Origin of the sequence: Streptomyces sp. NBC_00885, from assembly GCF_045207475.1 — a bacterium.
GTDB lineage: Bacteria > Actinomycetota > Actinomycetes > Streptomycetales > Streptomycetaceae > Streptomyces.
Window position 1 is genome coordinate 482,380 of sequence record NZ_CP108796.1, and the last position, 26,475, is coordinate 508,854.

Annotated in this window: 25 protein-coding genes; 8 read left to right on the forward strand and 17 right to left on the reverse strand. The window is 70.6% G+C overall.

Annotation, left to right across the window (positions count from 1 at the left end):
- Positions 1-3: 3 nt before the first annotated feature.
- Genes OHA61_RS02325 through dhbC form a run of 3 tightly spaced genes read right to left on the reverse strand, consistent with a single transcriptional unit; the run spans position 4 to position 3,476 of the window.
- Positions 4-636, reverse strand: a complete 633-nt coding sequence (locus OHA61_RS02325; RefSeq protein WP_406301434.1) for an isochorismatase family protein — start codon at positions 634-636, stop codon at positions 4-6.
- Between the two features lie 15 nt (positions 637-651).
- Positions 652-2,280 (reverse strand): (2,3-dihydroxybenzoyl)adenylate synthase, encoded by a 1,629-nt coding sequence (locus OHA61_RS02330; RefSeq protein WP_406301436.1) that lies wholly within the window; start codon positions 2,278-2,280, stop codon positions 652-654.
- The gene (gene dhbC / locus OHA61_RS02335) at positions 2,277-3,476 is read right to left on the reverse strand and encodes an isochorismate synthase DhbC (RefSeq protein WP_406301437.1); all 1,200 of its coding nucleotides are present in this window, start codon (positions 3,474-3,476) and stop codon (positions 2,277-2,279) included. The genes OHA61_RS02330 and dhbC overlap by 4 nt, the downstream gene beginning before the upstream one ends.
- A 1,213-nt stretch (positions 3,477-4,689) precedes the next feature.
- On the opposite strand from dhbC, the gene OHA61_RS02340 reads away from it, so the two are divergent.
- Positions 4,690-6,825: a SpoIIE family protein phosphatase gene (locus OHA61_RS02340; protein WP_406301438.1), complete on the forward strand. Its 2,136-nt coding sequence runs from the start codon at positions 4,690-4,692 to the stop codon at positions 6,823-6,825.
- On the opposite strand, the gene OHA61_RS02345 is transcribed toward OHA61_RS02340, so the two are convergent.
- Genes OHA61_RS02345 through OHA61_RS02355 form a run of 3 tightly spaced genes read right to left on the reverse strand, consistent with a single transcriptional unit; the run spans position 6,773 to position 9,878 of the window.
- Entirely contained in the window at positions 6,773-8,020 is a 1,248-nt protein-coding gene (locus OHA61_RS02345; protein ID WP_406301439.1) for an MFS transporter, read from the reverse strand. The two genes, OHA61_RS02340 and OHA61_RS02345, sit on opposite strands and share 53 nt — an antisense overlap.
- Before the next feature lie 7 nt (positions 8,021-8,027).
- Positions 8,028-8,471, reverse strand: coding sequence for an ArsI/CadI family heavy metal resistance metalloenzyme (locus tag OHA61_RS02350; RefSeq protein WP_406301440.1), 444 nt, complete (start codon positions 8,469-8,471; stop codon positions 8,028-8,030).
- 33 nt (positions 8,472-8,504) lie between these two features.
- Positions 8,505-9,878 carry an NAD(P)-binding domain-containing protein gene (locus OHA61_RS02355; protein ID WP_406301441.1) on the reverse strand — a complete coding sequence of 458 codons (1,374 nt, stop codon included), beginning with the start codon at positions 9,876-9,878 and terminating at the stop codon, positions 8,505-8,507.
- A 200-nt stretch (positions 9,879-10,078) separates the two neighbouring features.
- Between OHA61_RS02355 and pstS the strand changes: the two genes are divergently transcribed.
- Positions 10,079-11,197: a phosphate ABC transporter substrate-binding protein PstS gene (gene pstS / locus OHA61_RS02360; protein ID WP_406301442.1), complete on the forward strand. Its 1,119-nt coding sequence runs from the start codon at positions 10,079-10,081 to the stop codon at positions 11,195-11,197.
- A gap of 18 nt (positions 11,198-11,215) precedes the next feature.
- On the opposite strand, the gene OHA61_RS02365 is transcribed toward pstS, so the two are convergent.
- On the reverse strand, positions 11,216-12,010 hold the full coding sequence (locus tag OHA61_RS02365) for an aquaporin (protein ID WP_406301443.1): 795 nt from the start codon (positions 12,008-12,010) through the stop codon (positions 11,216-11,218).
- A 47-nt stretch (positions 12,011-12,057) separates the two neighbouring features.
- The gene (locus OHA61_RS02370; RefSeq protein ID WP_361916747.1) at positions 12,058-12,372 is read right to left on the reverse strand and encodes a metalloregulator ArsR/SmtB family transcription factor; all 315 of its coding nucleotides are present in this window, start codon (positions 12,370-12,372) and stop codon (positions 12,058-12,060) included.
- 66 nt (positions 12,373-12,438) lie between these two features.
- Here OHA61_RS02370 and OHA61_RS02375 point away from each other — a divergent pair, with 66 nt between their 5' ends.
- Positions 12,439-12,855: an arsenate reductase ArsC gene (locus OHA61_RS02375; protein ID WP_406301444.1), complete on the forward strand. Its 417-nt coding sequence runs from the start codon at positions 12,439-12,441 to the stop codon at positions 12,853-12,855.
- Between the two features lie 42 nt (positions 12,856-12,897).
- Here the strand turns inward: OHA61_RS02375 and OHA61_RS02380 are convergent, their stop codons facing one another.
- Entirely contained in the window at positions 12,898-13,782 is an 885-nt protein-coding gene (locus OHA61_RS02380; RefSeq protein ID WP_406301445.1) for a sigma-70 family RNA polymerase sigma factor, read from the reverse strand.
- Between the two features lie 105 nt (positions 13,783-13,887).
- Here OHA61_RS02380 and OHA61_RS02385 point away from each other — a divergent pair, with 105 nt between their 5' ends.
- Positions 13,888-14,649: an SDR family oxidoreductase gene (locus tag OHA61_RS02385; RefSeq protein WP_406301446.1), complete on the forward strand. Its 762-nt coding sequence runs from the start codon at positions 13,888-13,890 to the stop codon at positions 14,647-14,649.
- A 213-nt stretch (positions 14,650-14,862) separates the two neighbouring features.
- Here the strand turns inward: OHA61_RS02385 and OHA61_RS02390 are convergent, their stop codons facing one another.
- From OHA61_RS02390 to OHA61_RS02400, 3 genes are all read right to left on the reverse strand, one after another.
- Positions 14,863-15,192: a TfoX/Sxy family protein gene (locus OHA61_RS02390; RefSeq protein ID WP_406301447.1), complete on the reverse strand. Its 330-nt coding sequence runs from the start codon at positions 15,190-15,192 to the stop codon at positions 14,863-14,865.
- Positions 15,193-15,237: 45 nt separating this feature from the next.
- Positions 15,238-16,074, reverse strand: a complete 837-nt coding sequence (locus OHA61_RS02395; RefSeq protein ID WP_406301448.1) for an undecaprenyl-diphosphate phosphatase — start codon at positions 16,072-16,074, stop codon at positions 15,238-15,240.
- A 155-nt stretch (positions 16,075-16,229) separates the two neighbouring features.
- Positions 16,230-18,185, reverse strand: a complete 1,956-nt coding sequence (locus tag OHA61_RS02400) for a nitrate- and nitrite sensing domain-containing protein (protein ID WP_406301449.1) — start codon at positions 18,183-18,185, stop codon at positions 16,230-16,232.
- A gap of 213 nt (positions 18,186-18,398) precedes the next feature.
- Between OHA61_RS02400 and OHA61_RS02405 the strand changes: the two genes are divergently transcribed.
- Both OHA61_RS02405 and OHA61_RS02410 read left to right on the forward strand, forming a co-directional pair.
- A complete protein-coding gene (locus OHA61_RS02405) occupies positions 18,399-19,181 on the forward strand; it encodes an oxidoreductase (RefSeq protein WP_406301450.1) in 783 nt (260 codons plus the stop codon).
- 114 nt (positions 19,182-19,295) lie between these two features.
- On the forward strand, positions 19,296-19,868 hold the full coding sequence (locus OHA61_RS02410; protein ID WP_406301451.1) for a dihydrofolate reductase family protein: 573 nt from the start codon (positions 19,296-19,298) through the stop codon (positions 19,866-19,868).
- Positions 19,869-19,898: 30 nt separating this feature from the next.
- Here OHA61_RS02410 and OHA61_RS02415 read toward each other — a convergent pair whose 3' ends face one another.
- The 3 genes from OHA61_RS02415 to OHA61_RS02425 are packed head-to-tail and all read right to left on the reverse strand — an operon-like array spanning position 19,899 to position 22,327.
- Complete coding sequence (locus OHA61_RS02415) at positions 19,899-20,471, reverse strand: transcriptional regulator (protein WP_406301453.1); 573 nt, start codon at positions 20,469-20,471, stop codon at positions 19,899-19,901.
- A 3-nt stretch (positions 20,472-20,474) separates the two neighbouring features.
- Positions 20,475-22,007 (reverse strand): helix-turn-helix domain-containing protein, encoded by a 1,533-nt coding sequence (locus OHA61_RS02420; RefSeq protein WP_406301454.1) that lies wholly within the window; start codon positions 22,005-22,007, stop codon positions 20,475-20,477.
- Positions 22,004-22,327: a helix-turn-helix domain-containing protein gene (locus tag OHA61_RS02425; RefSeq protein WP_406301455.1), complete on the reverse strand. Its 324-nt coding sequence runs from the start codon at positions 22,325-22,327 to the stop codon at positions 22,004-22,006. The genes OHA61_RS02420 and OHA61_RS02425 overlap by 4 nt, the downstream gene beginning before the upstream one ends.
- 159 nt (positions 22,328-22,486) lie before the next feature.
- Between OHA61_RS02425 and OHA61_RS02430 the strand changes: the two genes are divergently transcribed.
- A complete protein-coding gene (locus OHA61_RS02430; RefSeq protein WP_406301456.1) occupies positions 22,487-22,927 on the forward strand; it encodes a YdeI/OmpD-associated family protein in 441 nt (146 codons plus the stop codon).
- 25 nt (positions 22,928-22,952) lie between these two features.
- Here the strand turns inward: OHA61_RS02430 and OHA61_RS02435 are convergent, their stop codons facing one another.
- Complete coding sequence (locus OHA61_RS02435) at positions 22,953-23,255, reverse strand: hypothetical protein (RefSeq protein WP_406301457.1); 303 nt, start codon at positions 23,253-23,255, stop codon at positions 22,953-22,955.
- Between the two features lie 193 nt (positions 23,256-23,448).
- Here OHA61_RS02435 and OHA61_RS02440 point away from each other — a divergent pair, with 193 nt between their 5' ends.
- Positions 23,449-24,849, forward strand: coding sequence for an MFS transporter (locus OHA61_RS02440; RefSeq protein ID WP_406301458.1), 1,401 nt, complete (start codon positions 23,449-23,451; stop codon positions 24,847-24,849).
- A gap of 50 nt (positions 24,850-24,899) precedes the next feature.
- Here the strand turns inward: OHA61_RS02440 and OHA61_RS02445 are convergent, their stop codons facing one another.
- Positions 24,900-26,462 (reverse strand): MDR family MFS transporter, encoded by a 1,563-nt coding sequence (locus tag OHA61_RS02445; protein ID WP_406301459.1) that lies wholly within the window; start codon positions 26,460-26,462, stop codon positions 24,900-24,902.
- Positions 26,463-26,475 lie beyond the last annotated feature (13 nt).

The window sequence follows — 26,475 nt, forward strand, 5'->3', positions numbered from 1 at the left end:
GAGTCAGTCCCCCTTGAAGAGCGCGTCGGTGGTGGTGACGAAGGCGCAGCGGCCGGCGGCCCAGCGCAGCGCCGATCGGTGTTCGTCCTCGCCGAAGTCGGCGACGGCGTCGGCGACGACGAAAGCCTGGATGTCGCGCATCCACGCGTCGCAGGCGGTCATGATCACGCCGATGTGCGCGTAGACACCCGTGATGACGAGCTGGTCGCGGCCCTGGAGTTCCATCAGCGCGGCGAGGTCGGACCGTACGAAGGCGCTGTACTTCCACTTGGTCAGGACGGTGTCGCCGTCCTCGGGAGCCACGGCCGCGGCGATGGCTTCCGCGTGCGGGTCTGCGGGCAGCCCCGGCCCCCAGAAGTCCTGCTGGAGACCGCGCTGTTCGGGGCTCTGTCCGCCGGGCTGCGCGGAGTAGACGACCGGGATGCGGCGGCTGCGGGCCTGCTTGGTCAGCCGGGCGGTGTTGGCGAGGAGTTCGGTCACGGGTGAGGCATCCGCCTCGAAAGCCGACAGGAAGTGGTTCTGGAGGTCGTGGACGAGCAGAACGGCTCGCGCCGGATCGACGGTCCAGTCGACCCGGTTCTCGGGCAGGCCGGCGACGCCGGGCATGGCGTAGGGGGCGATGGCGGGCAGCGCCATGGAAGGGAGTGCCTTTCAGGGATGGGCGGGGTGGGTGGCCGTCGTGCGCAGGTCCTTCTTGCTGACCTTGCCGACACCCGTGTGCGGGAAGACATCGACGAACTCGACGCGGTCGGGCACCTTGTAGGCCGCCAGACCGCGTTCGCGCACGAACCGTCGCAGGGCGGCGGGGCGCAGCTCGCCCGCCTCGCGGAGGATGACGTAGGCGCAGGTGCGCTCGCCGAGGTAGTCGTCGGGTACGGAGACGACGGACACGTCGTGCACGGCAGGGTGGCCGAGGATGACGTTCTCGACCTCCTCGGCCGCGATCTTCTCGCCGCCGCGGTTGATCTGGTCCTTGGCGCGCCCCTCGACCACGAGGTGGCCGCTCGGGGTGGCACGGGCTATGTCGCCGGTGCGGTAGAAGCCCTCCCGCGTGAACGAGCGCTCGTTGTGCTCGGGAGCACGCCAGTAGCCCCGGATGGTGTAGGGGCCGCGGGTGAGCAGATGGCCCGGCTCCCCCGGTGCGACGTCCTCGTCCTGGTCGTCGACGATGCGGATCTCGTCGTCGGGCGAGATGGGGCGGCCCTGGGTGGTGAGGATGGTCTCCTCGTCGTCGTCCAGCCGGGTGTAGTTGACGAGGCCTTCGGCCATGCCGAAGACCTGCTGGAGCGTGCAGTCGAGCGCGGGACGTACGCGCCGGGCTGCCGCCTCACTGAGCTTGGCGCCGCCCACCAGCAGGACGTCCAGGCTGGACAGGTCGTGCGCTGTGCTGCGGGCGGTTTCGGTCCACACCAGGGCGAGCGGGGGCACGAGGCCGGTGATCGTCACTCCCTCGCCTTCGATGAGCGGGAAGGCGGTCTCGGGAGCCGGGCCGGGGCACAGCACCACCCGTCCGCCCGCGCACAGGGTGCCCAGCGAACCCGGCGAGCTGAGCGGGAAGTTGTGCGCGGCGGGCAGGACGACGAGATACACACTGTCCTCGTCCACGGCGCAGATCTCGTTCGATCCGCGCAGCGAGTACAAGTAGTCGTCGTGCGTACGGGGAATCAGCTTCGGCACTCCCGTGCTGCCGCCGGACAGCTGGAGGAAGGCCAGGTCCGACGCCTGAGGCCCATCAGGATCAAGGGTCCCGGCCGGTTCGCGCGGCACGGCGCTCAGCACGGTGTGCTCGCCCGGCTCCCCCACGACGAAGACATGGCGGAGCGTGGGCGCCTGCTCCTTGACCTTGGTGGCGAGGCCCCGGTAGTCGAAGCCCTCGTGGTGGTCGGCGATGACATACGCGACCGCCTCGGAGAACGAGCAGAAGTACCCGATCTCCACCTCCCGGTGGGCCGGCAGGGCGAAGACCGGCAGCGCGCCGATCCGGAACAGCGCGAAGACCACCTCGAAGAACTCCGCGACGTTCGGCAACTGCACCACGACCCGGTCGCCCCTGCCGATGCCGAAGTCGCGTAAACCGGCGGCGAGCCGGTCGGCCCGGCGGTCAAGCTCGGCGTAGGTCCAGCGCCGCCCGGCCCCGGCCGGGTCCACGACAGCGACCCGGTCCGGGTACTGCACCGCACGGGCCCGCAGCATCTGCCCGAACGTCTCCCCCTGCCAGTAGCCTGCCGCGCGGTAGCGCGCGGCGAAGTCGGCGGGCCAGGTGGGCGCGTCGGCGCTCACAGTTCTGCCCCCACGGCGTCGAGGAAGGTACGGAACTTGGCGCTCGTCTCGGCGGTCTCGGCCGCCGGGTCGGACGAGGCCACCACACCCGCCCCGGCGAACAGTCGCAGACCGCCCCTGGCCGCCTCGGCGCAGCGGATGGTCACCACCCACTCGCCGTCCCCCTGCGCGTCGCCCCAGCCCACGACGCCGGAATACAGCCCGCGGTCGAACGGCTCGAGTTCCCCGATGACCTTGCGGGCCAGCGCGGTCGGCTCCCCGCAGACGGCCGGTGTGGGGTGCAGTGCGAGGGCGAGTTCCAGTGCGGAGACCGGCTGCCCGGCGAGGGATCCGGTGATGGTTGTCGAAAGGTGCCACATGGCGGCGGTCTTCACGAGGGTGGGCCGCTCGGGCACGACGAGGTCGGTGCAGTACGGGGCCAGCGCCTCACGTATGGCGGTCACGACGACGGCGTGCTCATGCAGGTCCTTGGGCGATTCGAGCAGCGCGGCGGCGCGGCGCACGTCCTCGGCCAGGTCGGCAGAGCGGGGTGTGGAACCGGCGAGCGGGTTGGCCAGCAGGCTGCTGCCGCGCCGGGAGACGAGCAGTTCGGGGCTGGCGCCGAGCAGGGTGCGGTCCGTGCCCGTGGGCATCGCGAAGGTGTAGCCGCGGGTGTCACGGCGGGCGAGGCGCTGGAGCATTCCGGGCACGTCGGGTTCCCGGTCGCCGGTCAGGTCGAGTGCGCGTGCGAGGACGACCTTGCGGAACTCGCCCGCCTTCATCCGGCCGACGGCCGAGGCGACAGCGGCCGCGTACTGCTCGGGCAGGGGCACCGGGCGCATCTTCCAGGCGGTCGCGGCCGGTTGGGGCGCCGGCAGCGCGATCAGCGGGTCCTTGCACAGGGCCGGTGCCCGGTGCAGTGTCTCGGGGACGGCGAGCGCGGCGGGCGCGGACGGGTCGAAGGGGATCGCTCCGATGACCACAGGGTCGGGCTGTCCCGAGGCCCGGGCCGCTGTCAGGGCGTCCTGGACACGCTCGGTCAGCGGTCGCGCGTCGTGCGCCACGGAGGCACGCACACCGCGGGCGAGGAGCGTTCGCGTCGGTGAGGCGAAGAAGCGGTCCGTCGCGGGCCGATAGTCATCGAGGAGAGCCGTCGCCGTGCCGACGACTCCGGCTCCGGACTCCTCCGTGGTGAGCGTGTCATGGACCGTGGTCACCTTGGGATCTCCCAGTTTCTCTGCATACCCCGGTACAGGGGTCGACGGTGTCGGGAATGTGTGAAGAGCCAGGCGCCGAGGATCACCCCTTGAAAGTGAGGCAAGGCTCACCTACCATGAGCGGCAGCGGGCCGAGCGGTTCACAACCATCGCCGCACTACTGCGACTTGGCGCCTGCGCGCCGAGGTCCCCCCGGGCGCGACTGACCCGACTGCCCGACAGTAACTTTGAGATGCCTCTGCAGGCTCGTCGCCTGACAGCCCCTGACATGCGAAGAGATCCCTCCTGCACTGTTGGCAAAGAGATGGCAAACCGCTCAACCTGTGGGGACAGTGACGAATCGTCAAATCCACGGAGTCAGGCAGCAGTTGCCACCGGCGCGCGCAGGGTGACCCCGCGCCAGGACCCCCGTCCTGTCCGGGCGTCAGCCGCGGTGAGATGGCCCCGAGCCGTACTCGTCGCCGACATAGACCTGCGCGAGGGCTCCCCGCTGATGATGCCGCTTCGCGGCCGGGAGCTTGCCCCAGTCGACCTTCGACAGGTGATGATCGGCGTGCCCCGCCGCACGGTGCCTCCCGAGCCCCATTTCGGGGTCACGCCGTCGCGGTACTGGAGGCTGTCGTAGACGCCCGGGCGGGCTGCGGCGATCGCGAGGACGACAGGCAGCCTCCTGCGCGCCGGTCCGGCACAGGGGCAAGCCCGCAGACCTGGTCCACGGGCGTCGTCGGCGTACGGGCTGCATCGGCGCATACGGGCCGAAGGCCCCGTCCGTGGCCGGCCGCGTGCGCCGGCCCGCAGGGCGGATGAGCCAGCCCGGCCGGCGCACGTGCCCGCGGATCGCGCGGGCCCTGTGGGCCTGCGCGAGGGCGGAGCTCGCGTCCCCCGCCGCGGGGTCAGGCGGCCGCACCTCGTTGGGCCCGATCGCGGCGGACCGTACACCGCCGGTGGACGCCCTCGCGTGAGCATCCTGTGCAGATTGAGCCCGGCGGAGATCGCGGCGGCGAGCGGCCCGCCAGGCTGGGACTTCGCAGCGGAAAGCCGGGGCCGGCGACGTCTTGTTTTGTTCGGCGTGGGTACGCGGGAGCTGTAGCGGTCGGCAGGGTGCGCCCGCAGGCAGCGCTGAGAGACCATGGAAGTCATCGAGACCGGCGGCGCCCGGGGCCGGAGTCAGCACCGGGCACAAGGATGGCGGCGGGCGGACGGAGGGCTTGGGATGAGCACAACCGAATCCTTCCCTGCCGACCCTGCCCAGCCCACGGGCAGCAGCCCGGCCGACCCTGCCCGGCCCACGGGCAGCAGATCCGAGCCGAGCGGCCTCATGGACGTCCTGAATGTCGCTGCCGTGGTGCTGGACGCGGACGGCCGGATAGTCCTGTGGAGCCCGCAGGCCGAGGGGTTGTTCGGGTACACCGCCAAGGAGGCGCTCGGCCTGTACGCCGCCCGATTGCTCGTCCACGAGCAGCACCGGGCGCTGATAAAGCGGCTGTTTTCTCAGGTCATGGCCGGCGAGGGGACCTGGGCGGGTGTCTTTCCCGTGCGGCACAAGGACGGCGGCACGCGACTGGTCGAGTTCCGCAATATGCGGCTGGAGGACAACCGGAAGGGCTTCTACGCCTTGGGCCTGGCCACGGAACAGGGCACATTGCGGCAGGTGGAGCGAGATCTGGCGCTCTCCACCCGGCTCATCTCCCAGTCCCCGATCGGCCTCGCGGTGGTGGACATCGATCTTCGGTACGTCACCGTCAATCCCGCCCTGGAGCGCATCAACGGCCTGCCCGCCGCCGACCATGTTGGCCGACATGTCCGAGAGGCTCTGCCGTTCTTGGACACCGCGGCCATCGAGACCGCGATGCGCAAGGTCCTCGCCACCGGTATTCCGATCCTGGACCGGGAGTCCGTCGGGCACACACCGGCCGACCCGGACCGGGAGCACGCCTGGTCGGTGTCCTTCTACCGGCTGGAATCCTCGAACGGAAAGGTCCTGGGGCTGGCCACCTCCGTCGTGGACGTCACCGAGCGATATCTGGCCACCAGAGAGGCCGCCCAGGCCCGGCAGCGCCTCGCTCTCGTCGCCGACGCCTCCATACGTATCGGCACCACGCTCGACCTCGAACAGACGGCCCGCGAACTCGCCGAGGTGTCGGTGCCCGAGCTGGCCGACGTGGCGGCGGTGGACGTACTCGACAGCATCCTCAACGGCCAGTCGGGCACCGTGATCCACGAAGGCCCCGCGGTCTTCCGCGCCCTGGCCGTCGCCGCCTCACCCGAGAGTGATGCCGTACGCGCGGCCGACCAGCCCGGCGAGGTCGCCCGGTACGACGCCGACCGGCTGGTCACCCAGTGCGTGAACACCGGCCGCCCGGTCCGCGTGTCCCATGTGGACAGCGATGACCTGAAGTGCATCGCCCGCAGTCCCGAAGCCGCGAAGTTGCTGGCCACAGCCGGAGTGCACTCGTATCTGGCCGTGCCGCTGATCGCGCGGGGTGAAGTACTCGGCGCCCTGGATCTCAAGCGCACCACCAATCCGCACCCGTTCGACGCCGACGACGAGGTCCTGGCCGGTGAGCTGGCGGCGCGGGCTGCGGTGTGCATCGACAACGCCCGCTGGTACCGGCAGTTGCGCAACACGGCTCTCACGCTGCAGCGAAGCCTTCTGCCGCAGCAGCCACCGGAACAGCCCGGCCTGGAGATCGCATACCGCTACCAGCCCGCGCTGGCCGCCAGTGAGGTGGGAGGCGACTGGTTCGACGTCATCCCGCTGTCCGGCGACAAGACGGCGCTGGTCATCGGAGACGTCATGGGCAGCGGCATCACCGCCGCCGCCACGATGGGCCAGCTCCGCACTGCCACCCGCACACTGGCCGAACTCGACCTCGACCCCGCCCAGGTGCTGCGTCACCTCGACCGCATCACCGACCGGATGGGGCAGACCATCACCACCTGCATCTACGCCATCTACGATCCCCGCGACGCGCAGTGCCTCATCTCCAGCGCCGGACACCTCCCACCCGCGCTGGTACGCCCCGGCAGGGCCCCCGAACTGCTCGACCTGCCCACCGGCGCGCCGCTCGGCGTCGGCGACACCACCTTCCACACCACCACGCTCGCCCTGCACCCCGAGGACCAACTCGTCCTCTACACCGATGGCCTGGTCGAAACACGCGACCAGGCCATCGACGAACGTCTGGACGCCTTCCTCGCCCTTCTCGCGCAGCCGCGGCGATCCCTCGAGGACACCTGCGACGCGCTCCTGCGCGAGCTGCGCCAACCGGGAAACCACGACGACGTGGCCCTGCTCATCGCCCGGGCCCGGAAGAGTCCCGGGACCGGGGCGACGCCGCCGGCATGAGACCGGCTCCCGTGGCTACGACAGTCGCCACGGCGGAAGCGAGTGCGAGAACGAGGAAGAGGCCGTCATAGCCGCCCGTCGATCCGGCCAGAGCCGCCCCGGCCCATGGGGCGAGGGCTGCCGCCACGGTGGCGGGAGCGGCGAGAAGGGCTGACAGACGGCCGTAGTGGGCCGTGCCCCAGCGGTCGGTGACGGCCGTGGCGTGGAGCAGGGTGAGATTGCCGCGTACGACTCCCGCGAGTACCGCGAGCAGGATCAGCAGCGGGATCGGGCCGGGGACGAGGGCGAGCGCAGCCGTGGTGGCCCCGCCTGCGGCGATCAGGGTCGCGGTGCGGGTAGTGACGCCGGTGCGGCGTGCGAGGGTGGCGTAGAGCGTACGGCCCAGGGTCTGGCCCGCTCCGCCAAGTCCCAGTGCCCACGCAGCCGTTGACGGGCCGGCGCCGCGTTCGGAGAGAAGGGGAACCAGACCGAAGACGACCGCGTGCATCGCGAAGCCGGAAACGGTGAAGGCCAGCGCGAGCAGGAGGAAGGGACGACTGCGGGCGATCGGCGTGTGGCCGTTCGTAGGTGCGGCCGGTGGCGCGGGCGGCCAGGGGGCGCGCAGGGCGAGGGCGTGGGCGGGGACGGTTACCGCGGCGAGGATGACGGCGAGTACGGCATAGGTGGCGCGCCAGGACAGGTGGTCGGCCAGCGTCGCCGTAAGGGGTGCGAAGACGGTGCTCGCGAGGCCGCCGACGAGGGTGACGACCGTCAGGGCGCGGACACGGTCCGGACCCCACCACCGGGTGACGGCCGCGAAGGCGGGCTGGTAGAAGGTAGCGGCCATGCCGACGCCGGCCATGAGCCAGCCGAGCGTGAAGACGTAGAGGTCGGGGGCCAAGGCGACGGTCAGTACGGCAGCGACCGCGAGCAGGGAGCCGGCGGTCATTACGGCGCGCGGGCCGCGGCGGTCCAGAATGCGCCCTACGGGTATCCCGGCGACGGCCGAGACCAGTAGCGCGGCGGAGAACGCCGCGGTGGCCGCGCTCGTCGACCAGCCGGTGTCCGCTGTCAGATGCGGCAGCAGGACGGGGAAGGCGTAGTAGACGATGCCCCAGCTGGTGATCTGGGTCGCGCACAGGGCGGGCAGGGCGGCGCGGGGCAGCGACCGGTCCCCTGCTCCGGTCGCGGCCCCGTCGGTGCGAAGGTCGGTCATCGACGGATCAGCAGCAGCCGTCGGCGGCCACCGGTTGACCGGCGTCCGCGCAGCACGCGCTGCCCGAGTGCTTGGCCAGGGTTTCGGCGTCGGCCTTGACGACGTACACCTCCCAGGGTTCCCGTCCGGGGCCATGGACCCAGACCTTGTCCTGGAGTGCGTAGCAACAGGTGGTGTCGTTCTCCTCCGCCGTCGCCAGCCCCGCCTCGCTCAGGCGGGCAGTGGCGGCGTGGACGGCGTCGGTGGTTTCGACCTCGACGCCGAGGTGGTCCATGCGGGTTTCCTCGCCCGAGTCGCCTTCAATGAGAACGAGCTTGAGCGGCGGCTCGGCGATGGCGAAGTTGGCATAGCCGTCGCGGAGTTTGGCGGGCCCTGTGCCGAAGAGTTTGGTGTAGAAGGCGATGGAGGCGGCGAGGTCGGGGACGCGGAGGGCGAGTTGTACGCGGGTCATGACGTGCCTCCTGCTGGATGGATGGGTGAGATTTCAGCAGCCGCCGGCGGGCGCCGGGGCGCCGGTGCCGATCTGGAACGTGGTGGGGGCGGCGCAGCAGCCGCCTCCCTCCTCGGAGGTTGCGGCGTCGGCTTCGTCGAACAGGCCTGCACCGCCGCAGACTCCGGTCTCCGGGAGGGTCAACTCCACGCGTTCGGCGGCCTCCTGGTCTCCGGCGAGGGCAGCGGCGATGGAGCGGACCTGCTCGTAACCGGTCATGGCGAGGAACGTCGGGGCGCGGCCGTAACTCTTCATGCCGACGAGGTAGACGTCCTGCTCCGGATGTGAGAGCTCGCGTACGCCGTGGGGGTAGACGGTGCCGCAGGAGTGGACGTTCGGGTCGATCAGCGGCGCCAGTTCGACCGGAGCCTGGAGGCGCTCGTCCAGGCGGAGGCGGAGCTCGTCGAGAAACGAGAGGTCGGGGCGGAAGCCGGTCAGCACGACGACCTCGTCGACCGGGTCGAGGCGGCGGCCGTCCTCGGCCACCAGCACCAGCCGGCCGTCGCTCCTCTCGACGGCGGTTGTACGGAAACCGGTCACGGCGGAGGCATACCCGTCTTCCACCGCGGCCTTGGCCGCGAGGCCCAGCGCGCCGCGGGCGGGGAGCTGGTCCGCCTCTCCGCCACCAAAGGTGGAACCGCCGATGCCGCGCCGCAGGACCCACACCGCGTGCGTGTTCGGCGCGTCCTTGGCGAGGTCCGCGAGGTGGGCGAGGGCGGTGAAGGCGGAGGCGCCTGAGCCGATGACGGCGGTGCGCCTGCCCGCGTAACGGGCGCGTACGACCGGGTCCTTGAGGTCGGGGACGCGGTAGGAGATGCGGTCGGAGGCGGTGCGCTCGCCGAACGCAGGGAGGCCGTCGCCGCCGATCGGGCCGGGAGTGGACCAGGTGCCGGAGGCGTCGATGACGGCGCGGGCGGTGAGCCGCTCCTCGGTGCCGTCGGCGCCCCGGATGTGGACGGTGAACGGCTGCTGATCGCGGTCGGCATCCACCACGCGGTCGCGGCCGAGCCGGGAGACACCGGTGACGCGGGCGCCGAAACGGACCCTGTCGCCCAGCGTGTCCGCCAGCGGCTGAAGGTACTTGTCGACCCAGTCACCCCCGGTGGGGCAGGTCGCCCCGTCGGGCGCGGTCCAGCCGGTGGGGGCCAGCAGCTTCTCGGCGGCCGGGTCCACGAGCTCGGCCCAGGCGGAGAACAGCCGTACGTGACTCCACTCCCGCACGGCGCTGCCCGCACCGTCGCCGGCCTCCAGGACCAGCGGCTGGACGCCCCGCTCGACGAGGTGGGCGGCGGCGGCCAGGCCGATCGGTCCGGCTCCGATCACCACGGCGGGCAGGGCGGTGGGCACCTCGACAGGCGGCACGGTCACGATGACTCCCCATTCTGTTTCGACGTCCGTCAATGACTTGCACGGCCAGCATGACACCTGTTTCGATAAGCGTCAACATAGACATTCATCAAATCATTGTCCGCGTCGGCAGAGCGACGGCCGGTGTTCACCCACGCGTCACCTCGGTCGCTCCCCCATGGCCGAGCATCTATGTCCCCGGCTTCTCGAAGGGACCACAGATGCAGCATCGACCCACGAGCCGCAGGCATCTGCTCGGCGCGGGTGCGGCGGCAGTGACGGGCGTCGTCCTCCTCTCCGGCTGTGGGCTCGGCGCCGCGGACGACCCGCGGCCGACCGCCACGGCGAACAGTCACATCGCGTGCGCGACGAAGGGCCAGCTGGCGGCGTCCGGTTCCTCCGCGCAGCAGAACGCGATGTCGCACTGGATGCGCGAGTACCAGCGGGCCTGCCCGGGCGTGCAGATCCGCTACGTGCCCGTCGGCTCCGGCGCCGGTGTCGCCCAGTTTCTGCGCGGGGCGACCGTGCTCGGCGGGACCGACAGCACGCTGAAGCCGGACGAGATCGACGACTCCCGCGAGGTGTGCAAAGGGGGCAGAGCCATCGATCTGCCGATGGTCGGCGGCCCCATCGCCCTCGGTTACAACCTCTCGGGCGTCGACAACCTCGTCCTCGACGCCCCCACTCTCGCGAAGATCTTCGACTCGGAGATCACCGTGTGGAACGCTCCGGCCATCCAGCGCCTGAACCCGGGCCTGCGGCTGCCTGCCACCCCCATCAGCTCGGTGCACCGCTCCGACGGCTCCGGTACGACCCAGAACTTCAACGCCTACCTCTCCGGGGCCGCGCCCGACGACTGGCCCTATCCGAAGGAGAAGACCTGGCAGGCGAAGGGAGGCAACTCCGCGGCCGGATCCGACGGGGTGGCATCCCAGGTGGCGGGCACGGACGGCGCGATCGGCTACTTCGAGCTGTCCTTCGCGAAGGCCGGCAAGATCCCCACGGTCAGACTCGACACGGGCGCGCCCGAGCCCGTCGCCGTCTCCGCCGAGACGGCATCGGCCGGTATCGCAGCGGGCCATGTGTCGGGAACCGGCAAGGACATGACGGTGAAGTTCGACTACCGGACCAAGGCCGCCGGCGCGTACCCCATCGTCCTCGTCACGTACGAAATCGTCTGCGACAAGGGCACCCCCGCCGACGTACTGCCCGCCCTCAAGTCCTTCCTGACCTACACGGCGGGCGCGGAGGGACAGAAGGACCTCTCACGCATTCACTACGCCCCACTGCCGCAAGAAGTGGCCGACCAGGTCCGCACCATCGTCGGCACGCTGTCCTGACGGCGCGGGGGTCCGGGCTCATCCGGCGGACTGCGAGGAAGCGTCCCGTCCCTGCATGAAGATGAACGCCACCAGGGCCAGACCGACGACGGCACCTGCCAGTTGGGCGCCGATGAAGCCCGGGACCGAGCCGGGTGCGATGCCTGCGAAGGTGTCGGTGAACGCACGGCCGATCGTCACGGCCGGGTTGGCGAACGAGGTCGAGGACGTGAACCAGTAGGCGGCGCCGATGTACGAGGCGACGGCGACCGGCGCGAAGCGCAGGCGGTCGGTGCGCGCCAGGCCGAAGATCAGCAGGATCAGCCCCGCGGTCGCCACGACCTCGCCGAGCAGCAGGTGTCCGGCCGAGCGGTCGTGCGTGGACCACTTGACCAGCGGCTCGGCGAACATCGCGTCGGCCAGCACGGCGCCCGCGATCGCGCCGGCGATCTGGGCGGGGACGTAGACGACCGTCTCGCGGGCGGTGACGCCGGGGCCGCCGCGGCGGGCGGTCCACCACTCGGCCAGCGTGACGGCCGGGTTGAAGTGCGCGCCGGAGACCGGGCCGAGCAGGACGATCAGTACGCCGAGCCCGAAGACGGTGGCGAGGGAGTTGGCCAGCAGCTGGAGGCCGACGTCCTGGGTGAGCTCGGTGGCCTGGATGCCGGAGCCGACCACGACCGCGACCAGAACGGCGGTGCCGACCAGTTCGGCGGCGGCCCTGGCCACGAGCGGCGTGCGCGGCGGTGTGGCGCCCGGCGCGGGCTGCGGTTCGGTGGGGGATATGACGGCCTCCGCGGGGGACTCGGTTCCGGCGGCTCGGGTGGTGCTCAACAGGACTCCTCGGTGCAGAGGCAAGCAGGCGTTACAGGAAAGGGCGTTCAGGGGCAGGAGCGCTTGATGTTCGCCTCGGCGGTGGCGCGCGCGGTCTCCGCCAGGCCGGCGAACTGACCGGCGAGTGCCTCGATGACCTCGGGCCGCAGCCGGTAGTACGTGAACCGTCCGCAGGGCTCGGTCTCCACGACTCCGGCCTCGCGCAGCACCTTCAGGTGGTTCGAGAGATTCGTCTGCCGGGCGCCGGTTTCCTCCACCAGGTGCGTGGTGCACAGGGTCTCGCGGGCGAGCAGGGTCACGATCCGGAGCCTGAGCGGGTCGGCCAGCACCCGGATCAGGTCAGTGTCGACTGACGTCATCATGGGCTGATACTCTCACATCAGCCGAAGCTGACACCAGTCCGGACTGAGCAAAAGGAAGTAGATCCGATGGCCTCGACCCCTGCCGCCTCCGTGCTGTTCGTCTGTGTCCACAACGCCGGGCGCTCGCAGATGGCCGCCGCCTGGCTGACCCACCTTGCCGGTGACCGTATCGAGGTCCGTTCCGCGGGCTCCAACCCCGGCAACGCCGTGAACCCTGCCGCGGTCGAGGCGATGCGCGAGGTCGGGATCGACATCTCCGCCGAGACGCCCAAGGTCCTCACGGTGGACGCGGTCCGCGAGTCCGACGTCTGCATCACCATGGGCTGCGGCGACACCTGCCCGGTCTTCCCCGGCAAGCGGTACCTGGACTGGGAACTGGAGGACCCGGCCGGTCAGGGCGTCGAGGCCGTACGCCCCATCCGCGACGAGATCAAGAAGCTGGTCGAGGGCCTGATCACGGAGATCGACGCCGCCGCCAAGTGAGCGGTGAGTTCCGGAACGCAGCGTCTTCGCCGCGCAGTTGTGTCAGTCGTCGAGTACGGCGATCTCGAGTTGGCCGAGGCGACCCGGGTCCGCGATCACGTCGATCTCGGTGATCCCGGCGTCCGTGATCGTGAAAGCGAGTACCAGGAAGAGCCGACCGCGGGGCGCCATCGCGAGGCCGACTGCTCCGTCGACCAGCGCCAGTCCGGTGAACCGGGCACGTCCCGTCGCGGCCATCGCGCCCTTGGCGACAGTGTGAGCGCCGAGGATGACGAGGGGTTCGGGAGTCGGGACGACCACCTTGTCCGCCCGGAGCACCACGTCCGGATCGAGCAGAGCGACCAGCGCCTCGAAGTCCCCACCACGGGTGGCGGCCAGGAAGGCGTCGACCACTCGGCGCTTGCGGGCCAGATCCGCGTCGGCCACCACGGCGCCCCCCTTGACCCGGCGGCGGGCGCGGCTCGCCAGCTGTCGGGCTGCGGCCGGGGAACGCTCGAGCATCACGCCGATGTCGTCGAAGGACACGGCGAACATGTCGTGCAGTACGAAGGCGAGCCGCTCGGCCGGCGCCAGCGTGTCGAGCACCACCAGCATGGCCACCCCGACCGAGTCGGCCAGCAACGCTTCCTCCTCGGGGTCGCGCCTTTCCTCGTGGCCGGGTGCCGCATCTGGCACCAGTGCGTCAAGGGGCTCCTCGCGCCGGTGCTCGCGCGAGCGCAGCATGTTCAGACACACCCGTGACACCACCGTGGTCAGCCATCCGGTGAAGTTGTGGACATCGCTGGTGTCGGCGCGGCTGACGCGCAGCCAGGCTTCCTGCACGGCGTCATCGGCCTCACTCGCCGAGCCGAGCATCCGGTAGGCCACCGCTCTCAGACGAGTGCGGTCTTCCTCGAAGCGCTCGGCCAGCCCTGCGTTCTCGTCCATCGGTCACATTCCTCGCTCGGCAGGTGTCATAGAAGTAGATCACCGAGAACCTACTGATGGGGCTGGGAGTTCGAGCGCCCGGTCCGGACAAGCTTGGGAGAAGCCATGACGTCAACCATCCTGGTCACCGGCGGCACGGGCACCCTCGGGAGCCGGGTCGTCCCGCTCCTGCTGGAGGCCGGCTGCAAGGTGCGGGTACTCAGCAGGCACGGCCGCGAGTCCCGGGACGGCGTCGAGTACGTGGCCTGTGACCTGCTCAAGGGCGAGGGGATCGAGGCCGCGGTGGACGGGGCGGAGATCGTCCTGCACCTCGCCGGTGGCCCCAAGGGCGACGACGTGGCGACCCGGAACCTGGTGCGGGCCGCGGCGCGAGCCGGGGTGCGGCACCTGGTGTACATCTCGGTCATCGGGGCGGACAAGGTTCCGGTGGGCTGGCTCAGGTCCAAGCTGGCCGCGGAGCAGGCGGTGTCCGAATCCGGCGTGCCGTGGACGACGCTGCGTGCCGCGCAGTTCCACGACCTGGCCCTGACCGTGGTGGAGAAGATGGCAAAGCTGCCGGTGATACCGGTCCCGGGCGGACTCCGGTTCCAGCCGGTCGACTCGCGCGACGTGGCAGCCCGGCTCGTGGAACTGACGCTCGGCGAGCCGGCCGGCCTGGTGCCCGACCTGGCCGGACCGAAGGTGTACGGGATGGGCGACCTGGCCGGCGGATATCTGCGGGCGCGCAGCAAGCGCCGGTTGATGATGCCGGTCCGCATCCCGGGCAAGGCCGGCCGCGCCTACCGGGCGGGCGCGAACCTGTCCCTCGACGGGGCGACGCTGGGGCGGCGGACCTGGGAGGACTTCCTGGCGGCGCGGGTGAGCTGACGGCCTGAGCCGCTGATGCGCCGTCACAACCGAACGCCGGCGCGGGCACGGCGGTCGTCAGGTCAGCGCGCCGACCGGCGACCGCAGGATGCCCTGCACCGCTTCCATCCCCTCGCGGTCGACCGAGACGGACAGGCTTCGATGGGGCGGCCGCGGCAGCCGGTTTCGATGGCCGGCGACGCGGGTCCGCTGGTCGCATCGCCGGTCCGCGGGTCACTTCGGTGGCAGACCGGCCGCGAAGGCACGGCCCTCCTCGATCCATGCGTCAAGGTCACTGTCCTCGGCGATGGCGGTTGCGGCGACGACGACCCAGCCGCGCATCGGGCGTCCGCTGAGGTCGAAGAGACGCGCACCGGTCCGGGCCAGGGCCGCGTCGGTGCCGTCTGGTCCGACGCGGACCATGAGCTCGTCGCCGGTGACGCCGACGGCCATGTTGCCGTGATGCAAGAACGCCAGGCCGCCGAACATGCGCTTCTCGGTGATCGCCGGATCCGCGCCCAGGCGTTCGCGGATCCGCTCGGCCAGTCCTTCGTCGAATGCCATGTCTCAGTGAAACCCGGGTCGTCCTACCGCACCACCGGTCGCGCCTCAGGCGTGGAGCACTCCGGTGCCCAGCAGTGCGAACAGCGCCCCGCCGACCACGATCCGGTAGACGACGAACGCGTTGAAGGAGTGCTGCGCGACGAACTTCAGCAGCCAGGCAATGGAGGCGTAGGCGACGGCGAAGGAGACCACTGTGCCGACGAGGAGCGGGGTGGTGTCCACACCGGTGCCGAGGGCGTCCTTGAGCTCGTACAACCCCGCACCCGTCAGCGCCGGAATGCCCAGGAAGAACGAAAGCCGGGTGGCCGCGACCCGGTCGAGGTCGAGCATGAGGGCGGTGGACATGGTCGCGCCGGAGCGGGAGAAGCCGGGGAAGAGCAGGGCGAGGATCTGCGAACCGCCCACGAGCATGGTGTCCTTGAGGCCGGTGTCGTCCTCGCCGCGCTTGTGACGGCCCATCCGGTCGGCCGCCCACATCACACCACTGCCGGCGATCAGCGATCCGGCCACCACCCACAGCGAGGCCAGCGGGCCCTCGATGAGCGGTTTGGCGGCCAGCCCGACGGCGACGATGGGGACCGTGGCGTAGATGACCCACCAGGCGAACTTGTAGTCGTGGTGGTACCGCTCCTCGCGGTCGGCCAGTCCGCGGCCCCAGGCGGAGACGATCCGCACGATGTCCTTGCGGAAGTACGTCAGCACGGCGGCGATCGCCCCGACCTGGATGACGGCCGTGAAGCCGACGACGGACGTGTCGTCGACGGGGATGCCCATCAGCCCTTCGGTGATCTTCAGATGGCCGGTGGAGGAGATGGGAAGGAATTCCGTCACCCCCTCCACGACACCGAGCACGGCGGCCTGGCTGACGCTGATGGCACTCACAGGAGCCCTCTCCGAAGGGGTGGCCGGGTGTGCGGGCGGCTTGCCTGTCCATCGCCGCCGTAGACGTTCTACACGACCCCCGGCAAGGGCGTCCGGTACGTCGCCCCCCACCCGCACGGACGAGTGACCCGTGCTCCGAGTCCTGGCAGTCCCTTTCAGCCCGCCGTCGCCGACTGTGTCTGAGGCACCTCGACAAGCGCGGACGGCAGGGCGACGTACGCCGTGACTCCGCAGGCACTGCCCTGGCCCTGGGTGGGGCGCAGTTCGACCTGGGCGCCGAGCCGTGCCGCGAGGGTCCCGACGACGTAGTGGCCGAGATAGCGGGTAGGGGCGACCAGGAATGACTCCCGGCCCGCGAGCCGGGCGTTGGAGCGCGCCAGCTCCTCGGCCGTCATTCCGGAACCGCGATCGACGACGGCCATGCAGTACTCGCCGCCGTCGCGCCAGCCGTAGATCTCGACCGGGCACGAGGGAGGTGAGAAGAGCAGGGCATTCTCGATGAGTTCGGCCAGCAGATGCGAGAGCTCGGCGACGGCCCGGCCGCGGATCCGTGCCTCCTGTACGTCGGCCACGGCCACGCGCTGGTACTGCTCGACCTCGGCGATCGCCGACTGCACCACCTCGGCCGCTGTCACAAGACCCGACCAGGTGCGCGGCGGCAGCTCCTCCCCCGCGAGCACGAGCAGCGACTCGGCATTGCGGCGCATACGGGTGGCCAGGTGGTCGAGTTCGAACAGCTCGCCGAGGGCGTCCGGATCTACTTCCTGCCTTTCCAGGGCGGTGATCAGGCCGAGCTGGCGGGAGATCAGCGCCTGGTTGCGACGGCCGAGGCTGGCGAGCGACTCGGAGTTGTTGCGCCGCAGCACGGCCTGCTCGGTCGCGAGACCGATCGCGGTGTGCTCGACATTGTGCAGGGCGTAGGCGAGCCGGGTGAACTCGCGGGCGTTGTCGGGCACTCGGCGGGAGGGCTGGGGGGCGAGTTCTTCGCCCGCTTCGGCCTGCTGGATCCGGGTGACAGCGGCAGGCAGCCCGGCACTGGCGACCATGTCGGCCTCATCAGCGAGTGCGACGAGCGGGCGGGTGATCGAACGGGCGGAGAGCACGGCGAGTGCGGTGGCGACCGCCAGGATCAGCACACCGAGACCGATGAAGCCGCCCAGCTGGCCGGTGGCGCCGTCCCCCATCCGGTCCGCGCGAGCCCGTACCTGGGCACCGATCTGCCCTTGAACGCGATGGAGTTGGTCGACGAGCGCGGTCATCGAGGACCACCAGCGGCCGGGATCCACGGCGAGTCGGCTGCCATCGGCTCCGCCCTCGGCCTGCTTCTCGTAGCCCATGGCGCGCCGGGCGTTGCCGGAGGCGAAGGCCGCGTCGAGCGCGGACTGCTGGGCAGGAGCTGCCAGTTCGGCGTACTGGCGCAGGAAAGCCAGCCGGTCTGCCCGCACTTCGGTGAACTGGAGGAATTCGGCCCCCTTGAAACGCCCGGCTGCGAAAACGCCGTTGAGGAAGCCGCGCTCAAGGGCGATCGCCTCGGTGGCCCGGGTGAGAGCCTGCAGTGCGTCCATCCCGTCGACGAGAGTGCGGTCGCCACGAGCCGGTTGTGCCGCCGAGGCACCGATCAGTCCGTCGATCGCTTCCGTATACGCGGCCAGGGTCGAGGGGCGCTGGGCAGTGCCGCCGTCGACCTGACGGCGTACGGCGACCAGAGCCGAGACCGGCGAGAGCGCGTCCCGTAAGCCGTCGCCCGCGTCCACGCCCGGGCCGCCCTCCCTGACGAGGTCGTCGAATCCGGTACGGGCGGTGTCGGTGCGTGCGCGCTGGGCCTCGACGTCGTCGCGGTACTCCGCGGCGCCACCGAGCAGCCCATTGGTCAGGCCACGCTCACGCTGCAGCTCGCGCACCAGGCCCTGTGCCTTGAGGGCGAGTTCGACCCGGCCCGCGGTCTCGCGCGCCGCGGACCAGTCGGACGCCCTGTCGGCCACGCCGAGGCCGGTCACGACCAACAGCAGACAGGTGGGGACTGCCAGCACGATGGCCACACGGCCGCGAATCGAGCCCCAGCCGGGAAGGGCGGGAAGCGGCGGCAGCAGCCGCCGTAGGTTGAGCATCATGTCCGACGACAATACGAACCGGGATGGCCCGCGCGGTTTCCCGACCGTAAGGGGCTGGTTGCTGCCGCTTCACAGCAGGCCGGGACATGCCGGGCACCGTACGCCACGCGCCCGTAACGCAGCATCAGGGTGACCGGCAGCCTCCGCAGAACGTGCTCGGCGCGCCAGCGGTCGCAGCCACGGGTGAGAAGCCGTCGATGCCACGATGTCCCCATGGACCTGCACCTGGCCGACAAGGTCGCGATTGTCACCGGCGCGAGCAAGGGGATCGGACTGGCCATCACGCGCGCGTTGGCCGACGAGGGGGCTGCGGTCATCGCCGGGGCGCGCAGCCTCACTGACGAGCTGTCACAGCTCGCCGACGGCGGCCGGGTACGGCCGGTGCAGGTGGATCTGGCCACTCCGGACGGCCCCGCGATGCTGGTCGACGCCGTCGGAGCCGGCGGACTGGACATCCTGGTCAACAATGTCGGCGCGGTCCGTCCCCGCACCGGCGGCTTCCTGTCGGTGACCGACGACGAGTGGATCTCCGCCCTGACGATCAACTTCCTCGCCGCGGTCCGCACCACCCGCGCCGCCCTGCCCCACCTCGTCGAGCGTGGCTCGGGCGCTGTGGTCACCGTCAACTCGGTCAATGCCAGGCTTCCCGATCCCCTGGTCATCGACTACAGCGCGGCCAAAGCGGCGCTGGCGAACTTCTCGAAGGCGCTGTCGAAAGAGGTCGGCCCGCAAGGAATCCGGGTCAACACGGTCAGCCCGGGGCCGGTCAGCACCGCCCTGTGGCTCGGTGACGACGGCGTCGCGGCCACCGTCGCCGAAGCCCACGGGATGAAACCGGCAGCGGTCGCCGACCGGGCCGCGAGCGAATCGGTGACCGGCCGGTTCACCCGGCCCGACGAGGTGGCGGACCTGGTCGTCTGGCTGGCCGGCGACCGGTCTTCCAACATCACGGGCGCCGACTTCACGATCGACGGCGGCCTGATCAACACGCTGTGACGACGTGGACCGCAGCCCACCGCGCAACACGGGACGGCGCTCCTTGCCCATCGCCCCATGCGCGCCACAATCAGTGCGTCATGACTCATGCCAACGCGAAAAGGGAGGAACAGCATGGGAAGGATCATCGTCACTGAATTCGTCTCGCTCGACGGTGTCATGGAGGCGCCCGGCGGCGGCGAGGGCTTCAGGTACGACGGCTGGAGCTTCGAGATCGACCGTGGAGAGGAGGGCAACCAGTTCAAGCTCGACGAGACTCGGGACTCCGACGCGCTGCTGCTGGGGCGGAGGACCTACGAAGGGTTCGCCGCCGCCTGGCCCTCGCGGGAGGGCGACTTCGCGGACAAGTTCAACAACATGCCCAAGTACGTGATCTCCAAGACCCTCGACAAGGCCGAGTGGAACAACTCGACTGTTCTCAGCGGCGATGTGACCGAAGAGGCTGCGAACCTCAGGCGGACGCTGGACGGGAACATCGTCGTCCACGGCAGCGCGCAGCTGGTGCAGACCCTCCTCGAACACGATCTGGTCGACGAGCTGCACCTGATGGTCTTCCCCGTGGTCCTCGGGACCGGGAAGCGCCTCTTCGGGTCCACGAGCGACAAGAAGCATCTGCGCCTGGCGGATTCCAAGGTGGTCGGCGACGGCGTCGCCGTCCTCACCTTCGAGCGGGCGGAGAGCCCGTGACAGACCCCCTGAGTGGCCCTGTGGCCTCCGTTACGCGGCGAAGCCGACGTTGGTGACGTACTCGTACTGGCCCCACTGCGAGCCGAGGTCTTCGATCTGGTCGATCCAGGCGTCGTCGAGCCCCTGCTCGTCGCCGACGGCCCAGGCCGCGATGATGCTGTCCCAGCGGCGGACGTTGAGCGTGCGGTACTCCACGACGCGCTGGTGGGGGCGGCTCACCTGGGACTGGTTGAGCGGGTGGATCTCGACGCGGGTGCCGCGGCCGCGGGCGTTGAGCCTGCCGAGCAGATAGCGGGCCACGTTGTGGCGTCGCACCGTGCGGTAGGCGGCGTCGATCCGGTCGAGGTTCCTGCGCGAGGGATTGCGTCTGCCGTCGAGCCAGGCCTTGAGGGTGCGGTCGGTGACGGTCAGGCCCGCATCGCGGGCGGTCGTGCGGGCGTGCTCCGTCCGGGTCAGATAGTGCAGGCGGGCCATCAGACCGCGCTTCTGGGTGATGGGGGTGGCGATGAAGCCGGCGAGGGCGTCGAGCTGACGCGCCACCGCTTCGCTGCCCTTGATGCCCCGAGCGCCGAACGTGCCGAACTCGATGGTGCGCTCGGGCATCCGCTACTCCCCCGTCTCGTCGCTGTCACCGGCGGCGGCCGGGTCGATGTCACGGCCGACGGTGTACACGTCCTTGACCTTGACCTCGGTAACGCCACGGCCCTCAGGGAAGACACTGTGCCAGTCGCCGATGACATGGAGTTCGTCGGTACCCATCGCCCGTACGACGGTGAGACCTTCGTCGTGCGCCTTGAATGCCTTCATCCAGAGGTTGGCGAAGGCCTGGGAGCGGATGAGGTGCATCCAGTCCGGGCGGAACAGCTCCCGGTTGTAGGTCGACTCCCCCATCGTCGACACGAATTTGGAGTACATGGCCTTCACGTACTCCAGGGTCACGTCATCGCCGTCGGCGATGGCCGTGTCGCGGGCGTCCTTGAGCGCGATACGGAACTTCTCCAGCAGGTTCTCCGTGGCGCCGGAGGTGTACGACTCGTGGATCTCGGGGGCCTCGCACAGCCCGTACTTGGGGCCGGCCAGGCGCAGCAGCAGGCGCAGCGTCGGCTCAGTGACCCAGAGGGGTCCGGGCTCGTCGCGGTTGCCGATCGGGTTGGGCAGCACGTCCTCGTGGTCCCAGGCCGGGGGGGTGATCAGATGGACGCCGGCGCGGCGCCGGTCGTGCTCGAAGCCGGTGGAGTGCTCGAGCTGCCCGATCGGCAGATGGGTCTTCAGGGCGGAGAGGTAGGCGCCGTTGACGTCCAGGGCGGTGATCTCGTGCCGGCCGGGCGGGAGTTCGGGGCGCGTCCACTTGGGGCGGGCCTCCCAGATCTCGTCGGCGCCCTTCGAGGTCTTCTTGCGCAGGATGTCGGGGATCCACGGGTGGCCGATGATGTCGTACCGCGCGCCCTTGCGGGTCTCGTCGAGCAGGATCATCGCGTCCGGGATAGCCCGCTTGAGCAAGGCGGCGGTTGCGGCATCGACGTCTCCGCCGTGCTTCTCCAGCGCCTGGGCGACGGCCTGGCCGATCAGATCCGGCGTGTCCGAAGCCGCCGTCTGGACCCGGCGCCCGACAGGCACCACCTTCACGGGTGCGGGCGCGGGTGCGGGCGCGGGCGCGGGTGCGGGCGCGTGTGCGGACGGCCAGGCGGCCGTGCAGTCGGCGGGGTCCAGGTGCTGGGGGAACCCTGCCACCTGGTGGTGGGCGGGGTTGCCGCACAGCACGCAGGGCTGCGGGGACGCGAGCGTGCCGACGTCGTCGGGCTCGGGCTGGGGATCGGGCTCGGGGGCCGCTCCCTCCGTGCCGGAGTCGTCTTCCTCCGGCACGTCCGGTGCCGTCGCGGCACTCTCTTCGCTCCGGGAGTCCAGCTTGGCCCGCGCGCCCTGCAGGAAGTAGGCGTACTTCTCCCGGACTTCGCCGCTGGGGTCGCGGCCCGCCTCCCAGCCGCCGACCGTCGACGGGCTCACTCCCAGCGCACCGGCGACCTGTGTACGGGACAGGCTCAGCCCCTCTCGCAGGGTGCGCCGCTCCTCGGCGGGCGGCAGCGGCACCTCCTGCCGGGCCGAGGCCAGCAGCGCGTCGATGGAGTCGAAGTCCGTCATCGTCCCGCCTCCTCGTGCGAGAGGGACGGCCTGCCGCTCCGCGCGGCCCGCGCCGTCCCGCGCGGCGCCCGGCGCCGGGCCGGTGGAAGCAGTTCGCAGGCCCGGGTCGGACCGGCCAGCAGGTCAAGAACGGGAAGCCCGAAGTGCGCCGCCAGGCCGTCGCAGTCGTCCAGCGTCCAGGCGGTGCGGCCCGCCTGACGGCGCGACACCTGGGTCTGCGTGAGGCCGAGTGCACCGGCGAGCTCGCTCTGCGAGTCGCCCGTGGCGTGCATGAGCGCCGCGACGGTCAACTGCAGCGTCTCCCTCAACGACATCGGCATACGCGAATACTATCGAAATCAGGTGGCCTGCGTCCTAGATATGCGAGGAATGCATCTACGAGTCGTCTGTATGCGGCAGCCGACGCGACACAACCGGCGGCTGGTTGAGACGCTCCCCCGGGCATGACAGCATCCGCACTGCCTGAGGGGAGTGCGGACATGGTGTTCAGAGCCACGGTCGAACCGGCCGGAAACGCCACCGGGGTCGAGGTCCCGGAGGACGTCGTCGACGCGCTGGGCGCGGGGAAGCGTCCGGCGGTCGTCATCACGATCAATGGGCATACGTGGCGCAGCCGCGTCGCGGCCATGGGCGGGCGGTTCATCGTCGGGATCAGCGCGGCGAACCGCGCCGCGAGCAAAATCGCCGAGGGCGACGAGGTGGAGGTCGACCTCCAACTGGACACCGAGCCGCGCGTCGTGGTCGAGCCGCCGGACTTCGCCGAGGCGCTGGATGCCGACCCTCAGCTCCGCGCGGCGTACGACCGTCTCGCGTACACGCACCGGCGCCGCCATGTGCTGGCGATCGAGGGCGCGAAGACAGCCGAGACGCGGCAACGGCGTGTCGCAAAGGCGATCGAGGCGATCCGCGAGGGCGCCTAGCCCCCGAGGGGGCAGGAGCTGGGACTCACCGTGTACGACGCGGCGGTCCCATCATCTGACCGGCGGCCACGAGGATCAGCCCCGAGAACATGAGGGCGTTCGCTCCGAGGAAGCGGATCTCCCACGTCGGGCTCGGCACGACGTGGAGGTAGAACAGGCCCTGTACGACGGAGGTGGTGCTCACCAGCAGCACTCCGAGTCCATGCATACGGGGCCGGGTGACACGGCGGCGCACCCAGGGCAGCGTCCAGCCCGTGCGTATCGACGCCGTGCCCAGGGCGATCCCCAGCAGGCCCAAAGCCATCCCCACTCCAACGACCCATCCCATGGGCCACTCTCCTGTCGCCGGAGGCCCGCATCGCACGCACCGCTCGCGGACCGCACTGCCGATCATCCACCCGGACCAGGATCATCACCAGCCTTCGGGAGCAGCCTCATTGGGGTTCGACGGGCTCTCGAGCGCTTCCGGTCATGGTGTCGAGGCATCGTCCACCGCCCCGCTCCCCGTCTGGAGGCTGCGCATGTCAGCGCAAGTGTCGGTTCAACCAGTGCCGCAGGCGGCCGCCGTGCGCCCGGCGCGCAGGGCGCGTCCCGCCCTCGCGCTGGCAGTCATCGCCTGTTGCAACGCGATGATCCAGCTCGACGACCCGATCGTGAACATCGCGCTGCCCGGCATGCGCGACGGGCTGGGTCTGTCCGCCGTCGGCGCTGCCTGGGTCATCAACGTCTATCTGCTGGCCTTCGGAGGACTGCTGCTGCTCGGCGGCCGCGCCGGTGACATCCTCGGGCGCCGCAAGGTGTTCCTGGCCGGGGTCGGGCTGTTCACCGCGGCCGCGATGCTGCGCGGGGTGGCTCCGTCCGGAGAGTTCCTTGTGGGCGTACGCGCCGTACAGGGAGTCGGTGCCGCGCTGGCCGCGCCCAGCGGACTGGCCCTGGTGCTGAGCATGTTCGCCGAAGGGGCGCCGCGGCGGCGCGCGATCGCCGTGTGCACGGCGGTGGGGGCAGTGAGCACGGCCGGGGGCCTGCTCCTCGCGGGAGCGCTGACCTCACTGAGTTCCTGGCGCTGGGTGCTGCTTCTCAATGTGCCGCTGGGGCTGGCGATTTTGGTGCTGGCTCCGTTCGTCATCGAGGAGACCGCACGCAGCCTGGGCCGCTTCGACCTCGCGGGCGCGCTGGTCTCGGCCCTCGGCGCCGCCTCGCTCGTCTACGGGCTCGCCCAGGCCGCGGAGCGCTCGTGGAGCGATCCGGTGGTCGTGGGCTGCGTCGTGGCCGGTGCTGCGCTGCTCGTCGTCTTCGTCGGCATCGAACGGCATGCCGAGCAACCCATCGTCGCGCTGCGGCTGTTCGCGGACCGCGACCGGGTCTGTGCCTATCTGGGCACGCTCGCCGTTCCGGGCGCGCTGATCGGCACGTACTTCTTCCTGAATCAGTTCTTCCAGCAGGAGGGCGGGTGGGGCCCGCTCACTGCCGCCGCCGCGCTGGTCCCCCTGCCGGTCACAATGGCGGTGACGGCCGTGTTCGCGGCGCGGCTGACCGAGCACATCGGCGCGAAGCAGGTGATGGCGATCGGGGCCGCGCTGCTGCTCAGCGGGAACCTCTGGCTGACCCAGCTGTCCGCAACGAGCGGCTACTGGGATGCCGTGCTGCCCGCGCTGCTGATGCTCGGCGCCGGGATGGCCTTCTGTGTTCTGCCGCCCACTGTGCTGGCCACCTCCGGGCTGCGCCCCGGCGAGGCGGGCGCCGCCGCCGGTGTTCTCAACTCCCTGCAGAGCGTGGGCGGTTCACTGGGTCTGGCGACGCTCGTCACGGTGTCGACGCACAGTGAGGGGATGTCCGCGGCCTTCCTGACCGGTTCCGCCTTTGCCGCGGCCGCGCTGCTGGCCGCGCTGTGTCTGCGCCGGCCGGGCGCCCTCAGGCGCTGATCGCGGCCGGGCCGGGGTGCCGCCGTCGAGCCGGCGCCACCCGGCCCGGCTCAGACAGCCGACGCGGTCGTACGTGTGCGGCCCGGCGCGGCGCCTCCGCCCGCACCACCCCTGAGCGGGACCTCCTTGATGCAGAGCGCCGCGAGGAACGCGATGACCGCGACCGCGGAGCCGAGCAGGAAGGCGGAGTGGGTCCCGGCGGAGACCGCGTACTGGTAGGCCGCGCGCGCGGGGGCGTCCAGTTTCGCCAGGCTCGCCGCGTCCAGTTGGGCGCCGTGCAGTGCGGCTCCGTCGCCGGCCCGCTCGGCCATCACGTCCAGGACCCGGTGGTTGAAGATCGCGCCCATGATCGCGACGCCGAAGGAGCTGCCGAGCGTACGGAACAGCGTGATCGAGGAGGACGCGACGCCCATGTCCGTGATGCCGACACTGTTCTGCGCGATCAGCATGACGATCTGCATCAGAAATCCCATGCCCGCGCCGAGCACCGCCATGGAAAGGCCGGAGGTCAGCCGCGAGGTCCCGGTGTCCATCTGGGCCAGCAGATAGAGCCCGGCGACCATCAGTGCACTGCCCGCGACGGGGAAGATCTTGTACTTTCCGCTGCTGCTCGTCGCCCGGCCGGCGAACAGCGAGACGACCATCATCGACACGAGCATCGGCAGCAGCAGCAGACCGGAGTTGGTCGCGGACGCGCCCTGCACCGACTGCTGGAACAGCGGCAAGAAAAGCACCGCGCCGAACATGACGAACCCGGTCAGGAAACCGGTCACCGACATCAGCGAGAAGTTGCGGCTGCGGAAGATGTGCAGCGGCACGACCGGATCGGCGGCCTTCGTCTCGACGAACAGGAACGCGGCGAGCGAGGCCACGCCGAGCGCGATGAGCCCGGTGATGGTGGCCGAGCCCCAGGCGTACTCCGTACCGCCCCAGGTGGTCACCAGCACGATCGAGGTGATGCCCACGGTCAGCAGCCCCGCGCCGGAGTAGTCGACGCTGGAACGGGAGCGCTTTGCGGGCAGATGCAGGACCGCACTGATCATGGCGAGAGCGATCGCGCCGAGCGGCAGGTTGATGTAGAAGGACCAGCGCCAGCCGAGGTGGTCGGTGATGCTGCCGCCGACGAGCGGCCCGCCGATCATGGCGAGCGCCATCACGCTGGTGATCATGCCCTGGTATTTGCCGCGCTCCCGCGGCGGGATCAGTTCGCCCATGATCGCCATGACGCCGACCATCAGACCGCCCGCCCCCAGGCCCTGGACCGCGCGGAAGCCGATCAACTGGCCCATGTCCTGGGCCATTCCGCTGAGCGCCGACCCAATGAGGAAGATGACGATCGCGGCGAGGAAGGTGCCCTTGCGGCCGTACATGTCGCCGAGCTTCCCCCAGATCGGTGTCGAGGCGGCGGTGGCGAGCGTATAGGCGGTGACCACCCAGGACAGATGCTCCATCCCGCCGAGTTCCCCGACGATCGTCGGCATCGCGGTGCCCACGATCATGGTGTCCAGCATCGACAGCAGCATCGCGATCATGAGCGGGAGCAGCACGACGCGGACACTGCGGGAGCGCGCCGCCTCGTCAACGGCGGCCGGTTTTCCGGCTGTTGCCTCCATCCTTGCCACTCTC

What these genes read in the sequence shown, in the direction of transcription:
- OHA61_RS02325 (WP_406301434.1), bottom strand. Translation starts at nt 636, where the DNA reads ATGGCGCTGCCCGCCATCGCCCCCTACGCCATGCCCGGCGTCGCCGGC.
- OHA61_RS02340 (WP_406301438.1), top strand. Translation starts at nt 4,690, where the DNA reads ATGAGCACAACCGAATCCTTCCCTGCCGACCCTGCCCAGCCCACGGGC.
- OHA61_RS02345 (WP_406301439.1), bottom strand. Translation starts at nt 8,020, where the DNA reads ATGACCGACCTTCGCACCGACGGGGCCGCGACCGGAGCAGGGGACCGG.
- OHA61_RS02350 (WP_406301440.1), bottom strand. Translation starts at nt 8,471, where the DNA reads ATGACCCGCGTACAACTCGCCCTCCGCGTCCCCGACCTCGCCGCCTCC.
- pstS (WP_406301442.1), top strand. Translation starts at nt 10,079, where the DNA reads ATGCAGCATCGACCCACGAGCCGCAGGCATCTGCTCGGCGCGGGTGCG.
- OHA61_RS02370 (WP_361916747.1), bottom strand. Translation starts at nt 12,372, where the DNA reads ATGATGACGTCAGTCGACACTGACCTGATCCGGGTGCTGGCCGACCCG.
- OHA61_RS02375 (WP_406301444.1), top strand. Translation starts at nt 12,439, where the DNA reads ATGGCCTCGACCCCTGCCGCCTCCGTGCTGTTCGTCTGTGTCCACAAC.
- OHA61_RS02380 (WP_406301445.1), bottom strand. Translation starts at nt 13,782, where the DNA reads ATGGACGAGAACGCAGGGCTGGCCGAGCGCTTCGAGGAAGACCGCACT.
- OHA61_RS02385 (WP_406301446.1), top strand. Translation starts at nt 13,888, where the DNA reads ATGACGTCAACCATCCTGGTCACCGGCGGCACGGGCACCCTCGGGAGC.
- OHA61_RS02390 (WP_406301447.1), bottom strand. Translation starts at nt 15,192, where the DNA reads ATGGCATTCGACGAAGGACTGGCCGAGCGGATCCGCGAACGCCTGGGC.
- OHA61_RS02400 (WP_406301449.1), bottom strand. Translation starts at nt 18,185, where the DNA reads ATGATGCTCAACCTACGGCGGCTGCTGCCGCCGCTTCCCGCCCTTCCC.
- OHA61_RS02405 (WP_406301450.1), top strand. Translation starts at nt 18,399, where the DNA reads ATGGACCTGCACCTGGCCGACAAGGTCGCGATTGTCACCGGCGCGAGC.
- OHA61_RS02410 (WP_406301451.1), top strand. Translation starts at nt 19,296, where the DNA reads ATGGGAAGGATCATCGTCACTGAATTCGTCTCGCTCGACGGTGTCATG.
- OHA61_RS02415 (WP_406301453.1), bottom strand. Translation starts at nt 20,471, where the DNA reads ATGCCCGAGCGCACCATCGAGTTCGGCACGTTCGGCGCTCGGGGCATC.
- OHA61_RS02420 (WP_406301454.1), bottom strand. Translation starts at nt 22,007, where the DNA reads ATGACGGACTTCGACTCCATCGACGCGCTGCTGGCCTCGGCCCGGCAG.
- OHA61_RS02425 (WP_406301455.1), bottom strand. Translation starts at nt 22,327, where the DNA reads ATGCCGATGTCGTTGAGGGAGACGCTGCAGTTGACCGTCGCGGCGCTC.
- OHA61_RS02430 (WP_406301456.1), top strand. Translation starts at nt 22,487, where the DNA reads ATGGTGTTCAGAGCCACGGTCGAACCGGCCGGAAACGCCACCGGGGTC.
- OHA61_RS02435 (WP_406301457.1), bottom strand. Translation starts at nt 23,255, where the DNA reads ATGGGATGGGTCGTTGGAGTGGGGATGGCTTTGGGCCTGCTGGGGATC.
- OHA61_RS02440 (WP_406301458.1), top strand. Translation starts at nt 23,449, where the DNA reads ATGTCAGCGCAAGTGTCGGTTCAACCAGTGCCGCAGGCGGCCGCCGTG.
- OHA61_RS02445 (WP_406301459.1), bottom strand. Translation starts at nt 26,462, where the DNA reads ATGGAGGCAACAGCCGGAAAACCGGCCGCCGTTGACGAGGCGGCGCGC.